This window comes from Acinetobacter sp. WCHAc060033, assembly GCF_004209125.1.
Taxonomy (GTDB): domain Bacteria; phylum Pseudomonadota; class Gammaproteobacteria; order Pseudomonadales; family Moraxellaceae; genus Acinetobacter; species Acinetobacter wuhouensis.
This window is the reverse complement of the sequence record NZ_SGSW01000068.1, coordinates 1-13,538: the sequence shown is the minus strand read 5'-3', so window position 1 is coordinate 13,538 and position 13,538 is coordinate 1. Positions and strand designations below refer to the sequence as shown.

Sequence of the window (13,538 nt, the reverse complement as noted above, 5' to 3'; positions counted from 1 at the left end):
GGTGCAAGTCTATATCAAATTGAAGGTAGTATGAATGGTACTGTTGGTCGTTTTGAGTGGATAGTTGATCCTAAATTAGGTGGAGTCTCGCATAGAATGTTTATTCCAAATGGTAAAATTACAGGGGTGCCAACTAAACCATGATAACTCAAGCATATGAAAAACTTAAACAGCTTAATTTTGATAATTTTGGAACTATCTATATTGGATATATAGGAGTTCCAAAATATGGTTGTTTAAGTAATGAGATGGTAAGTAGTTTTGTAGAAGATTATTTTCTAAGGACAGAGGTTATTCCCAACGAATTATCTAAAGTCTTAAATGAATTGTTAGTTATAGATAAAGATACTTCAAGAGATGATGTTTTAAATCTTTTGAGAAAAGTAGTAAATAATTTAAATATTGATATTTCAAAATCATCTCATGAGTGGTTATTAGTTTGTTTGGACTTGAAGCTTAACGAACTGAGCTTAGACCCAGTATATGGTCTATTAGAGTTATCAAATTTTTGGATTGATTGGGGGCAGCCAAAGAATTCACCGCATATGATTCAAGGTGTAAATAATGATTTAGATGCTTCTGATTATTATACAGAGGAAAATTATAAAAGAATGATTTGTATTAATTATGATTGGTTAAATTTGGAGCTCAATAAGGAGCGAAGAACGTAAATGCCGTAACTACAGCGATTACCGCAGCACTGGGCGGACAAACCGACTTACAAGTGGTGAGCAATACCTGAGCACCGTATGCTGCACAAGTGATTGGGCAAGAATTTGGTCATGGTGAGGACAAGAACACCACAGCGCAAATGGTTAGCCATGTGATATTGGGTGCAACGCTTGCCTATGTGAATGGTGGTAACCCAGCCACAGGAGGAACGGCTGCAGTTGCGAGCGAAGCAGCAGCGAATTACTTTGCAAATCAATATAAAGATGACCCACGCTATCAGAATGAGAAAGGAGAGTTTATTCCGAATCTGTTACCTGAAGATGTGAAGACTCAAATCCGAGATTTGACGGCAGCGATTGGTGCAGTTGCAGGTGGAACTGTAGGAGATTCAGCATTTAATGCACAGCTTGCAGGTGTAGTTGGGCAGAATGCAGTAGAGAATAACTTTGCCCAAGATTTTTATATCGCAGCAAAAGAAGGTAAGACACCAGCCCAAAAAGCAGAAGAGTTTGTTAATGAACAAAACAAGCAATATAAACAGAAAAATTGTGCAGGGCTAACAGCTACAGCTTGTTCAGCACAAATGTATAAAGAGCGTCAAGAATTTTTAAAAGGTGGAGGGAGTCTAACTTTAGATTTCATTCCTATTATTGGAGATATCAAGGGATTTCATGAAGCACAAGATTTTGGAGACTATTTCTTTGCTAGTGTAGGTTTGATTCCTATAGTTGGAGATGCGGCTAAGTCTTACCATAAAGCACAAAAAGCTTACGATATTGCCGAAAAAGCTGGTGATGTTGCTGGAATGAAAGCAGCAATGAATGATGCAGTAAAAGCATGTACTGGAGGAGCATGTTTTACAGCAGGTACTCTGATTGAAACGAGTGAAGGACTGAAAGCTGTAGAGAAATTTGAGGGTGGTGAGCTAGTTTGGGCAAGGAATGATGTTACTTTAGAATATGGCTATCGTCCTGTGATTGCAACAAAAGTAACAGCAGAGCAAGCGATATTTGAAGTTGTTATCCAAAATAAAACAGGTCAACAAGAAACACTTGAAACAACAGCCGAACACCCGTTCTGGATTAAGAATTTTGGTTGGTTAAAGGCTTCATTACTTCAATCTGGTATGACTTTATTAGATCGGAATAATGACGAGTTAACAATTGTTAGCCAAGTATTGATCCCCAATAAAGTTGAAACTGTTTATAATATCGAAGTTGATGGATTCCATACCTACCATGTAGGTAGGCTTGGTACTTGGGTTCATAATGCGAATTGTTGTGAAATTAAAGTACCAAATAGCCCAGTTAAACCATCTACCCAAACACCATCTACGATTACAAAAATAGATGCTAGATATGTGAATTTGAAATCTGGGCAGAAAGGTGATTGGAATAAAATTGCCAATAAGCCCGAAGCAAACACAATTTATAAGCTTGATAATGGTTATACTTATAAAACAGATGCAAATGGTCGTGTAAATAATGTAGAAGCCAATTTGAAATTGGAAGCTAATGATCGGAATAATTATCAGCAGAAAAATTCAGGTAAAAATAATGGTAGGCTTCCTGAAGATCATGGCGGTCACTTAATTGCTTCTATGTTTAAAGGTCCAGGTGAAGGCATTAATATCGTTCCGATGGATAAGAAGTTTAATGGTGGTGGTGGAGAGTGGGGACAGCTTGAAAAAACATGGCAAGATGCATTGAAACAAAATAAAGAAGTTAAGGTATCAATTCAACCGATTTATTCGGATACTAGCAAACGTCCTACTTCTTTTATAGTTAATCAAAGTATTAATGGTGTTAAACAGAAGTCATTAGAGCTAAAAAATTCAGCAACAGGAAAGTAACTTATGAATGATCAGGCTATCTACCAAAAAATAGGGGAGCTTTTATGGTCAATAATGCCCCAAGAAGCTAAAATAATTTATTTTACTGGGAAGCTTTATTCTACTTATCGAGGATGGGGGGTTGACTTTACTCTAAAAAATGGTATTACAAGCTCATTCGATTTTGGCCAGGAACCTACTGAAATAGAATGGCAAATTCGAGATTTAATGGGTGATTTAATAAATCATGATTTGTTTAAGGATAAATGGAATCATTATAAAATTTCTTTAACTGAACAAGGAAAATTCAATATAGATTTTGCTTATATTCCTGAAAGTGATGATTGGGTAAATTTATATATGAAAGGAGTAAGTGATTTAAAACGAGAAGAATTGGATGAAAATAATATTCCATTGGAAGAGTGGGAAAAACGAGTAGAACTGAAAAAACAGAATAAATTATAGAGCGGTTTTTTAAAGCCTTGAGTTTTGTCTCAGGGCTTTTTTTGACGGGTAATAGTGTATGAAAAATTAACGTGAATTCGGTTTAATCAGGAGGGTGTATATTATTCTGTGTAAATGCAGGAGACTGTTAATTATTTTGTGTAAGTTCATTTCATTTATATTTTTTGATCGTTAATTAGTAGATTGTTGCTTCTGCCTGAAATGACAGAAGCACATGTATTATGTCGTTTTATATTCTTCACAAAACTCAACCCAATCACTCTTAAACGGCCTAACTATAATGGATATCATAAAGGTTACACCTCAAGAAATGAGTGATCATTTGGAAAGCGAATTATAAGGCGTGGGGTGAGCTCGTGTCAGTAAAGCAATGCTTTGCACGAGCACTACGCTCGAAGTGGTAACTCTGAAAATGCAAAATCTAATTTCTTTGAAAGCTTAGAAATTATCAGTAATAACATTCGCTTTCAAGGGCAGTACTTCGACCAAGAGACGAGGGCTACATTACAACCATTTCGTTATTATTCACCTTATGTGAGGAGGTTTGTAAGTAAAGATCCAATTAGGTGTACTACTTAAAGCTGATCTGACAGTTTCCTTTTTAGAATAACTGTCAGAATAAGTATATGAAATGTTATAATATTTCAATTAACCATAATTTCACTTTGTCACTATACCAGTCCATCATCTTGACACGTTCATCCCAATATTGTGCTCTGTTGTAAGCAGATCGAATCCGATTTTGAGGAACATGGGCAAGTTGGCGTTCAATAGCATCAAAATTAAATAAATTTGATTCATTGACTACAGTACTGAATAAGGAACGGAAGCCATGCGTGGTCATACGCCCAGCATAGCCAGCACGTTTAATCACTTGGAGGATAGATTCACTTCGCATAGGTTCTTTATTATTCAGTCTATGAGGAAATAAAAGATCTCGATTATGCGTTAAACGAAGAGCTTGTAGCTCACTGATCATCAAATCTGTTAAAGGTACACGATGAGCTAAACCATTCTTCATCCGTTCAGCAGGGATATCCCATTTACGTTCGGCTAAATCAAACTCATCCCACCGAGCTTGAAGCAACTCACCAATACGAACACCTGTAAGCATAACCAATATAATTGCATGATGGGTTTGAGCATCACTTGGGTAAGCTCTTACTCTTGATAAAAATAGAGGAATTTCACTGGCAGGCAAAGAAGCTAAATTCGTCACACGTTTAGACTTTAAGGCATAAACTAAATCACTCGCAGGATTATCAAGACGATAGCCATGTGCTATTGCATATTTCATCACCATGCCACACCGAGATAAAGTACGTTTAGCAACCTCTAAAGAGCCACGCTTTTCGATAACTTTAATATTCTGCAAAATTTCAGGGGCTTGAATCAGATTGATTCGTTTGTCCCCCAGAGTTGTATAAAGCTCATCTAAAGAAGCGCGTACATTGCTAATATGCTTAGTAGACCAAGTTTCTTTTTGATTGTTAAACCATTCTTCAGCAACTTCACGAAAGAGGGGTTTTAATTCCTCATGAATAGAAAATCGAGAAAATTTATATTTAAGTTCGTTTGCAAGTTCACGAGCTTTTTTTAAACTTAATTCTGGATAATGTCCTAGAGATTCAGATTTACGTTGACCATGTACAGTGATTCGTACATTCCAATATTTATTACCTTTAGGTGTCACGATCAAAGATAAGCCATTCAAATCCGAAAGACGATATTGCTTATCTTTAGGTTGAGCTTTTTTGCATTCGTTATCAGTAAGAGCCATAAGTTTTACCCATTTGTAGTAGTGGTAGTTCGTGGGTAAATTTTCCCAATAATTACCCGATGAGAGCAAAGTTTGGGTCAAATAGCTTCGGATAAGGTCGGACAGTAGAGCCAATAAAAAAGCCTTTAAACATTGAGTTTAAAGGCTTTTTTACATTCAGTCGAACATCTCTGAATTGAATTTTGGTGGAGATGGCGGGAGTTGAACCCGAAACATTAACAATCAATCATACTTTATTAAATTTACTCTTAATTAAATCAATGGTTTAGGGTGGTTAACTTTTATAGTCTATCATAGTTTTTCAAATCAGCCTGTCAAAAATCCTGTCAAATTTGAGGCAAAAAAAATCCACTTTAAATGTGGATTTTAATGTTTAAAAACCATTTATTTAGTATTTAATTTAGCCATTTCAATTTTGTTTTTATCGCCGTGTATCCACTTAGCATAACGTTTAATAAGCATCTGCAAGCTATGTCCGAGTTGATCTGCAACAAAAACAGGATTTACACCATCCATGAGCAACATTGTAGCGTATGTATGCCGAGCATTATAAGCTGGTCTGTGACGAATCATACAGCTCTTCATCGCCTCCACTAGTCTAATACGTGGTGGTTTTTCATTAAAAAATGGTTCACTGGTTTCAGGGCAGATCATTACATAGTCATTTTGCAGATTGAGTTCTTGAATTGCTTTTAAAGCTATCTTTGATCTGTCATTTAAATAAACTTCACGCGCTGTATGAGTCTTTGTTACATTTTTTTCAACACCACGAACACGGCTTTTACTGATACGCATGGTACCGTTAAACCAGTCAATATCTGACCATCTGAGAGCAATGAGTTCAGAAGGTCGACAACCACACCAAAATGCTAATTCGTAGTACCAATAATAGAAATGATCTTTGCCTTTTAAATTAGTGTTCAGCCAAGATAGTAGGGCACTCATTTCTTCACGTGAAAATGGATCTGGAATATCAATTTGAACCTTTTTATTTCGAATATTCTGTATTGGATTTTCAGTGATATATTTACTTTCAACAGCAGCTGCAAATACTCCACGTAATGGTATTAAGCAATTATTTAAAGTCTTTGCTGTCTGAAAGTCTTCTTCTAAAATAATGTCTTTAATATCCTCAGTAGTAATTTTGTGGATAGGCATTAAAGCAAAATATGGCATCCAGTGTTTTTGTAAAATATTACGATATCCTTTTTTTGTATCTAAGTTGCTTTCACAATGTTTCAAGTATTTCTGTGCAACTTCCTGAAACAGCACACCATCACCAACAATAACATACTGCTCATCAACTGATTCACCTCTTGCTTTTGCAATATCGTGCTCAGTAAGAATACCCCACTGAGCCTTTGTGATTAGCTGATCTCTAATTTTACTGGCTGCGCTAATACCTTCCGCGCTTGCGGGGTGCGGAAGTGTGATGTTGTACTTTTGCTTGTTGCGTTCAAAGTAGATTTGGATTGCTCCGTTTCTGAGCCGCACGCCTTGAGGTAGCGACTTCGTGCTTGATCCGTTAGCCATTGATTGTAACCTTTTATAGAATAATAGATATTTCCGTCCTGTTTTGCCCACGCCAGATCTTCTGGCCAGTGCTTCCGACGATATGTTAATTTAGCCTCTTCAATTCCTGTGAGTTCGGCAAAACGTGTAGCACTTACCCAGTCAACAGCTGTAAGTCCAAGTTCCAAAAGAGCTTCAGTGATTTCATTGGTCATAAGCTCAATCCTTAAGTTCAAATTCAGGAGTTTTCATGACTTTGCTCTCCAATTTGCTTCTTTGGACTTTGCGTTATCAATCAAATCATTAATTTCAGATAATGAAACATTGTCAAAAATGTGTGTCATCTTTTTGCCAGTGACTGTAAGTGTTCGAGTAATTGTTGAATATTTAAATTTCATAATGGCTTAACTCAACATTTGAGCGTCAATGTCTACACGCTTTTGGTTCATATAGTTAGCTAATCGTTCATGAACTTCAGGATCTAGGTTTTTAACTTCGGAATAGATATTATCTAGTTCAGCTACGGTTTTAGATTTACTGATTCTTGACATGAATGTAGATTCAGAGCTTTCAATTGGGTTTAATTCAGCAAGACGCTTATGCATAGCACTTAAAAGAGGTGCGCGCTGTTCAGACGTCCATTTTGTTGTGTGTTTAACAAGTGAGTTGATTGCTTTTGGTGTGTCTGCTGTGCTGATCTGATTTAAAAGAAAATTCAGCATAGTTTCGTATTCTGCATATTCAACAGTTTGAATATTATTTTGCAGAATGGAGATTAAGTTATTTTTACTTAAAACAGGTAAGTTTAAGTCGTGTGAAACCTCAGTTTCTATGCGTTCAAGTGTTTTTGCTAACTCAGCATTAGCACTATTGATTTTGCTTATGTATTGCGAGCATTTATCAGATTGGTTGGTATGCTCAATTTTGGCATCAATGGAATCAGCAACTTTAGGTCCTTCAGCTTTTGTCGCTTTAACTGGTGTTGAATCAGTTTTTTTAAGCACCCCATCTTCTACCTGATCTGTATGATCAAAAAGGTCATTTGCTACAACCTCATTGGTTTTGGTTTCGCCGTGATCAGATGAAACATCACCAATCAATACATCGGACTTATCTGTATTTACTGTTTCAGCTTTGGATACTTTTTCCTTGCGTTCACGTTTTTTCACAACAATAGGTTCGCATAAATCTAAAGAACCTCCGTTAATCTCAATCAAGGCTTTGCAATGAAGGACAGCATTTTCTACTGAATAGTGCAGTAATTTTTGATGAATAAGATTGCGCAATACTTGCTCATTTTTTGGAGTGTTTGGTATTTCGCTTGGGTGATCCGAATTTAATAAATTTGGTGCAAAGTAAATCACACCTTTTTTAAGCAATTCTTCAGAAGCAACCGATTCAGGTGTCTCTATTATTTTTGATCCAATTTTCATAAATTTTTGTTGGATTTGGAATTCATGATCCTGTTTGCAAAATATGTCTGCTGAAAAACGCTCTAAGCTTAGAAACTCAGAATCATCACCAACTTTACGACATAACACAATAAAGCCATTATTGATTGCTTCAAGTGCTGCAGCAGAATTAAGAATATCCATTTAATCCACTCCTAAGCGTTGAACAAAGCGTTGTTATAAGCAATGCGTTGGTTTGGTGAGAAACGAGGACGCTCAAAGTAGCCAATACTATTTAGCGTTTCAAAGTGATCTGAATTTGATTTAGCATTTACAGCTTTAGAAATCATCGCATTCAACTTTGCTGATACTTTGTTATCTTGGATCTTGAACAAAGTATTCGGATATTCACGATACAAATCGTACTTTTGCTGAAAGCCTTTAAGAGCAAAATCTTTTTTAACTTTCGGCTTCAAAACATAGAAAGTAGGCTTTTCAATGCCCACACGGTAACGAGCACCTTGTGACGTTTCACTGTCGAATTGGCAGAAGAAAGTGGGTTTGGTGAGTAGATTCATTAGATTACCTCCACACTTAAACGAAGTTTTGTTAACTCAATAACAAGCTGGTATTCACTGTGAATTTGACCTTTATGTTTGTCATTAACAGCATCTGTAAACTGCTCAAGAGTTCCGTTAAAGCAACCACGATTTACAGAAATTCCGCCATCTTTATTTTTAAATGCGGTGTATGTGCCGTTTTCACTTCCAATAATTGAAATCCAAAATATGTCAGTGCGCTGTTCAACCCAAGCGTCGCCATAAACCCGAGCATCGCCAGAAACCTGAGCGTTGCCAGAAACCCGAGCATCGCCAGAAACCTGAGCGTTGCCAGAAACCCAAGCATCGCCAGAAACCTGAGCGTTGCCAGAAACCCAAGCGTCGCCAGAAACCTGAGCGTTGCCAGAAACCCAAGCGTCGCCATAAACCCGAGCATCGCCAGAAACCCGAGCGTTGCCAAAAACCCGAGCGTTGCCAGAAACCCGAGCGTTGCCAGAAACCCAAGCGTTGTCATCACAAGAAAGATTTTCTTCCGATTCAATATATCCGCCAAGCTCGCCAGGTGACACAAGCAAACCAATAGCAACTAATGCGCGAATACGTTTTAAGACTCGGCCAGATGGAGTTGTAATTGTGTCGTTATCAAGGAGTTCGTATTTATTGTTAGACATTAGATCGCCTCCACCAACTTGTTACGCATGATGTAGCCAGCGATTAATTGATTGATCGCACGATGGTCAGCATCAACAGTGAAGTCATTAAATTCAGCGCCGTAGATAGACTTGACGTCATCAATGGCAAGGTTTGAAACTTCGATTTCTATGTTTTTAGCACTTGGAACGCCGTAATCGACAGGGTATTGTTCAAAGTCGAAACCAACTTTTAGAATGAAATCATCAAGTCTGATTAAACCTGTACCCGAATGATCAGAATCCAATTTCAGAGTCTGAACTTCATAGTTAGATGGGGCGATGGCGGGAATCGTCACAGGCGGTCTGTATTCGGCTGCATCAGGGTTATATGCGAATGCAATAACACCTGTAGTGAATAAGCCCGCAAGTGCTGCGACTTTAATAAAGCCAAAAGGCTGTACACCATGTGTAACAGCGGGATTGATTGGATTGAGTTTTGCATTCATAATTGCCTCGTTAATGTAAATAGCCCTGATCGGTGTGAGAGTTGGTTAGGGCTTTTTGCTATCTAGTGATAATTAAATTATCAAAAGATAAATTACATAGCAATAGCAAATGATAAATAAATTATCAATATTAAGTTATGTTTTGATAAATTAATGATAATTAAGGTAATAAAAAACCCGATATAAATCGGGTTTAAATTTGTAATAGTTCTTAACAGGTTTTAAAGTTCTCCACCACGCCATTTGATGCGTCCGCATATTTGAATAACATGAAGATCATTTACATCAATGATTTCATCAGGATAAGTTGTTTTATCATTATTGTCTGAAGAAATCCGAAGGCTACCATTAACATTTTTGAAAAGTCGCTTTATACGCAATTCTTTATTAGCTACGAAGGCATAAACTTTGCCACTTACAACATCATCAAGGCTTTTAATTTTTAGATCAACCAAAACTGAATCATCATGATTGAGCGTCGGTGACATACTTTCACCATCTCCTGTAATTATTCCAGAATCCCCGAATTTCGGAGAAATTCCAACACGCCTTAGGAAAGATTCTTTAAATACAAGACCACCTTTCATAAGTTCATTTTGATTTGTATAGCCTGATCCACAAGCTGCCTTAACATCAAACACTGGGACTATGACATAGTTTGAATTTTCAAGTCCTTTATCTTTAGGCCTTAATATACCTGATTCTATTTCACTAGATCCGAAAGGGCTATCTGGCTCAAATCTATCTAAGTATCCAGATTCAAGTGAAAGTTTTTCCTCAATTTGTCTTGCTTTTGCTTCACTTACGCCTCTAGCACCTTTTTGTTCAGGCTCCATAAGCATCTGTGATAAATATGATTTATCAATACCTACAGCCAAAGCAAAGTCTTCTTGGAGCTCATAAGTTTTATTACTTAAATAAGCGTCAATTAGGTTACGCAAGTTATTACGTCTTACTTCCTTTACATTCATGGCTAAAAAATTCATACACACCGATTTATCAAATGATAACAACTTAGAAATATTTACGCTAATTTCACTATTGCATTCTTGATTATCAAATGATAAATTTAATGATAATCTATTTGTCATTAGGATTAGCAATGAAGATTCAAATTCAGTCGCTAATTAGCTACTTAAAAAGTTTCCCTTCAGATGAAGAAAGGGAAGCATTTGCTAGCAAATGCGATACGTCACTTGGTTATTTAAAGCTTGTTATGTACGGCAACCGAAAATGTGGTGCAGCTCTTGCCATCAAAATTGATAGGGAAAGCAAAGGTTGTGTGCCATGCGATGACTTATGCCCAGATGTTGATTTCGATTACGTACGCAATCAAGCCCTTAGTGCCTGATTAATTATTTATCAAAATTCATATGCAAGTAAATGTGAATAAATTCAAGGATTCACAAATGGAACTAAATAAGCAAACGAAAACTGCGCTTTGGAAAATGGTGCACCAATCACCAGGTATTGACGCCACCCAAATTGGTGAAGCAGTAGGGGATTCTCAAAAAACTATCCTCAACTATGGCAATCCGAATATGGACTATTTTCCGAGCTTAAAAAAATTTGAAGCAATGATGCTGTTTACAGGCAATGTCGAAGTGTTGAGAAGTTGGGCTCATTTGATGGGGCATGCATTGGTACCCGTAGGTGGGGCAGGTGAAAAGCATCGTGAATTATCAATTTTTGAAGCAATGATGCAGCAAAACATAACTACAGGCCAAGCAAATGCCAAGGTTTATGAAGCATATGAAGATGGTGTGGTTACACCACAAGAATATGAGGAAATTCACAACATATTTAATCAAATTATTGATCTTGCTAAGGCAGCAGATCAAGCGGCATTAAAACAAATGCAGAGATATACAGCAGCTGTAGAAATAGAAAAAGCCTGAGATTGCAGCTCAGACTTTTCGGCAATTCAAAACGTTAACAAGGATTGAATATGGAAACAAATTTATCACAACACTCATGTAAGGGCAAATGCACCGAGTTTAAAAACGAACAGTGTAAAACTTGTCTAGTACGTGAAATTGAAAAAAGAGAGTTTGAATCGGGTGTGGCACCTGATCGTGCTTATGTAAAAACTGCATTCAAGATGGATGACTTGATTGTAAAAATATCTGGTGATGATGACACGCTATATGTTTTTGCAATATACAGCACAGTACATCCTGATTATTGCTATATCGGTGAACCATATGCAGAAGATGGCGAAATGGCTCATATTGATGAAATCCGCCTAGCCTCAACAGCAGAAATTCAAGCTAATCGTCGTTTAACAGATGCTGAATTATCACAAGCGGAGGTTTCATGACTACAAATCAACATTTCCAAAAAGCACCAGAGCATAAACAAATCCAGTGGACTCAATCATGGTATGAACCTGCATTGAAATCATTGGATTCAATGCTTGATGTTCGCCGTGCGAATTTACGCAAAATCAAACGTGATGAAAAGAATGCAATGGTTCTTCAGCAAGAATTTATGGAAACCTTAATGAATGAACACAGGCTTACAATTTGGCAAGCCGGTGAAGTTATTGGCAGTTTATTGCGTTCTGAAAAGATTTCTAAATATGGTCGTTTCATTCAAATGAATGAAGAGGTGGGTGAGGCATGACAAGAATTATTGATGTCTGTTGTGGTTCTCGAATGTTTCATTTTGATCGTGAAAACAAAGATGTGACTTATTGCGATATTCGTAGAGAAAGCCACATTTTATGCGATGGTCGCTCTTTAGAGATCAATCCTGATATTCAGATGGATTTTCGGAATATTCCATTTGAATCTAATTCATTTCATGCCGTTATTTTTGATCCACCTCATTTAGTTCATGCGGGCGAAAAAAGCTGGTTAGCACTCAAATACGGAAAGCTTAATCAAAATTGGAAAGATGATTTAAAACAAGGTTTTTTCGAATGTTTTCGAATTTTAAAACCTAACGGTGTGCTGATTTTCAAGTGGAACGAAACACAGATTAAGGTTTCTGAAATTTTAAAACTTACTGATCAAAAACCATTTATTGGGCATCCAAGTGGTAAACGTGCAAATACACATTGGTTCTGTTTTATGAAGGCAGGTGAGTTATGAGCCTTGACGCAACCGTATGGGCATGGAAAGCAACAGTTTCAGGTGCAAGTGAAAGACTTGTACTTTTAGCGCTTGCTGACCGAGCTGGGGATGATCATAAATGCTTTCCTAGCATTAAGCGATTAGAGAAAGACACGACCTTAAATCGCAAAACGATCATTAAAGTTTTAGATGAACTTGAACTCAAAAAGTTCATCAAATTTACGGGTGAAATTAAAGGAAATGGCGTAAAAGTCTATCAGTTAATTGGTGTATTTGGACGTGAAGATTGTCCAGATACCAGTACCAAAAATGGGACTAGTACCGAAAATGGTACTAGTGTTCATTTAGGTACTAGTTCCAAAAATGGTACTAGTACCAATATTGGAACGGGAACTAGTCCCAAAATTGGTACCGCAACCAGTACCAATTTTGGGACACAGAATCTCCCAATGAATCTCCCATTAGAATCTAAAAATAAAAAAGACTGGCTTTGTTTGAAAAAACTTCGTTTGGAATTAGATCAAGCAGATCCCACGGTGGTGCCAAAGTCGATTATCGAAGCAAGTTGGTTTGAGCGCGAAAAACGTGCTTTCGAACTTTTCAATGCTGACAAGAATCTTTGTGATGATCTTTTGATTTTCCATTTTGCAGACACGCTTTTGAGAAACCGACACAAATACGACAAGGCAGACAACGGGAAAGCCAATGGTCATTCTGAATTTCTAACTTTTTCATCACCGCAGCAGATCTACGCGTTTGCCAACAAACTTGCTCACCATCCTGAAGTGATTAGCAAGTACAGCACTGCGGGTGAGTCATACGAAAACTTAGCAGGTCGCATTGCTGCAAAACTTTCAGACCCGAATGAACTTCAAAATTGGAAATCATATCTTGCTGACGTTGGTTTTAAGCCTAAGGGCAGAGGTGCAGCAGCATGAAAGATTCTAAAAAACCAATGTACATATTCACAGAGCTTGGAAAAGAAAAGCTTTGTAAATATTGCGAGGACTACTACCCGTTAGATGATGAGTTTTTCTACCATCGAATGAAGAAAACAAAAAAACAGGAATGCATAAGCAATACGAGGCTGTATGCAAGGCTTGTTACCCAAT

Annotated in this window: 16 protein-coding genes and 2 pseudogenes; 11 read left to right on the top strand and 7 right to left on the bottom strand. The window is 37.2% G+C overall.

The genetic code is table 11. The features are described from left to right. Positions 1-140: 140 nt before the first annotated feature. From EXE10_RS18990 to EXE10_RS18975, 5 genes and pseudogenes are all read left to right on the top strand, one after another. On the top strand, positions 141-671 hold the full coding sequence (locus EXE10_RS18990; RefSeq protein ID WP_130114438.1) for a DUF2247 family protein: 531 nt from the start codon (positions 141-143) through the stop codon (positions 669-671). Then, positions 659-1,973: pseudogene (locus EXE10_RS18985) on the top strand (polymorphic toxin-type HINT domain-containing protein); the annotation flags it as partial. The gene EXE10_RS18990 and the pseudogene EXE10_RS18985, both read left to right, overlap by 13 nt. 59 nt (positions 1,974-2,032) lie before the next feature. Beyond that, positions 2,033-2,524, top strand: a complete 492-nt coding sequence (locus EXE10_RS22185) for a DNA/RNA non-specific endonuclease (protein ID WP_416346112.1) — start codon at positions 2,033-2,035, stop codon at positions 2,522-2,524. A gap of 3 nt (positions 2,525-2,527) precedes the next feature. Next, positions 2,528-2,968, top strand: a complete 441-nt coding sequence (locus tag EXE10_RS18980; RefSeq protein ID WP_130114437.1) for a hypothetical protein — start codon at positions 2,528-2,530, stop codon at positions 2,966-2,968. Positions 2,969-3,285: 317 nt separating this feature from the next. Then, a pseudogene (locus tag EXE10_RS18975) lies at positions 3,286-3,532 on the top strand (RHS repeat domain-containing protein); the annotation flags it as partial. A 70-nt stretch (positions 3,533-3,602) separates the two neighbouring features. On the opposite strand, the gene EXE10_RS18970 reads toward EXE10_RS18975, so the two are convergent. From EXE10_RS18970 to EXE10_RS18940, 7 genes are all read right to left on the bottom strand, one after another. After that, positions 3,603-4,748 carry a tyrosine-type recombinase/integrase gene (locus EXE10_RS18970; RefSeq protein ID WP_130114436.1) on the bottom strand — a complete coding sequence of 382 codons (1,146 nt, stop codon included), beginning with the start codon at positions 4,746-4,748 and terminating at the stop codon, positions 3,603-3,605. A gap of 384 nt (positions 4,749-5,132) precedes the next feature. Beyond that, positions 5,133-6,281, bottom strand: a complete 1,149-nt coding sequence (locus tag EXE10_RS18965) for a tyrosine-type recombinase/integrase (RefSeq protein WP_130114435.1) — start codon at positions 6,279-6,281, stop codon at positions 5,133-5,135. 383 nt (positions 6,282-6,664) lie between these two features. Continuing rightward, positions 6,665-7,855, bottom strand: a complete 1,191-nt coding sequence (locus EXE10_RS18960) for a hypothetical protein (protein WP_130114434.1) — start codon at positions 7,853-7,855, stop codon at positions 6,665-6,667. Between the two features lie 11 nt (positions 7,856-7,866). Continuing rightward, complete coding sequence (locus tag EXE10_RS18955; RefSeq protein ID WP_130114433.1) at positions 7,867-8,229, bottom strand: hypothetical protein; 363 nt, start codon at positions 8,227-8,229, stop codon at positions 7,867-7,869. Continuing rightward, the gene (locus EXE10_RS18950; RefSeq protein WP_130114432.1) at positions 8,229-8,882 is read right to left on the bottom strand and encodes a polymer-forming cytoskeletal protein; all 654 of its coding nucleotides are present in this window, start codon (positions 8,880-8,882) and stop codon (positions 8,229-8,231) included. Before EXE10_RS18950 ends, EXE10_RS18955 begins: the two co-directional genes overlap by 1 nt. Continuing rightward, positions 8,882-9,349 carry a hypothetical protein gene (locus tag EXE10_RS18945; protein ID WP_130114431.1) on the bottom strand — a complete coding sequence of 156 codons (468 nt, stop codon included), beginning with the start codon at positions 9,347-9,349 and terminating at the stop codon, positions 8,882-8,884. Before EXE10_RS18945 ends, EXE10_RS18950 begins: the two co-directional genes overlap by 1 nt. Before the next feature lie 221 nt (positions 9,350-9,570). Continuing rightward, positions 9,571-10,440, bottom strand: coding sequence for a S24 family peptidase (locus tag EXE10_RS18940; RefSeq protein ID WP_228256864.1), 870 nt, complete (start codon positions 10,438-10,440; stop codon positions 9,571-9,573). Positions 10,441-10,451: 11 nt separating this feature from the next. On the opposite strand from EXE10_RS18940, the gene EXE10_RS18935 reads away from it, so the two are divergent. The 6 genes from EXE10_RS18935 to EXE10_RS18910 are packed head-to-tail and all read left to right on the top strand — an operon-like array spanning position 10,452 to position 13,364. Then, positions 10,452-10,700 carry a hypothetical protein gene (locus tag EXE10_RS18935; RefSeq protein ID WP_130114430.1) on the top strand — a complete coding sequence of 83 codons (249 nt, stop codon included), beginning with the start codon at positions 10,452-10,454 and terminating at the stop codon, positions 10,698-10,700. Positions 10,701-10,758: 58 nt separating this feature from the next. Further along, positions 10,759-11,247 carry a phage regulatory CII family protein gene (locus tag EXE10_RS18930; protein ID WP_130114429.1) on the top strand — a complete coding sequence of 163 codons (489 nt, stop codon included), beginning with the start codon at positions 10,759-10,761 and terminating at the stop codon, positions 11,245-11,247. A gap of 50 nt (positions 11,248-11,297) precedes the next feature. Further along, positions 11,298-11,669, top strand: coding sequence for a hypothetical protein (locus EXE10_RS18925; RefSeq protein ID WP_228256863.1), 372 nt, complete (start codon positions 11,298-11,300; stop codon positions 11,667-11,669). After that, the gene (locus tag EXE10_RS18920) at positions 11,666-11,974 is read left to right on the top strand and encodes a hypothetical protein (protein WP_130114428.1); all 309 of its coding nucleotides are present in this window, start codon (positions 11,666-11,668) and stop codon (positions 11,972-11,974) included. The genes EXE10_RS18925 and EXE10_RS18920 overlap by 4 nt, the downstream gene beginning before the upstream one ends. Further along, positions 11,971-12,444 (top strand): class I SAM-dependent methyltransferase, encoded by a 474-nt coding sequence (locus EXE10_RS18915; protein ID WP_130114427.1) that lies wholly within the window; start codon positions 11,971-11,973, stop codon positions 12,442-12,444. The genes EXE10_RS18920 and EXE10_RS18915 overlap by 4 nt, the downstream gene beginning before the upstream one ends. Further along, complete coding sequence (locus tag EXE10_RS18910) at positions 12,441-13,364, top strand: helix-turn-helix domain-containing protein (protein WP_130114426.1); 924 nt, start codon at positions 12,441-12,443, stop codon at positions 13,362-13,364. Before EXE10_RS18915 ends, EXE10_RS18910 begins: the two co-directional genes overlap by 4 nt. The last annotated feature ends 174 nt before the right edge of the window (positions 13,365-13,538 follow it).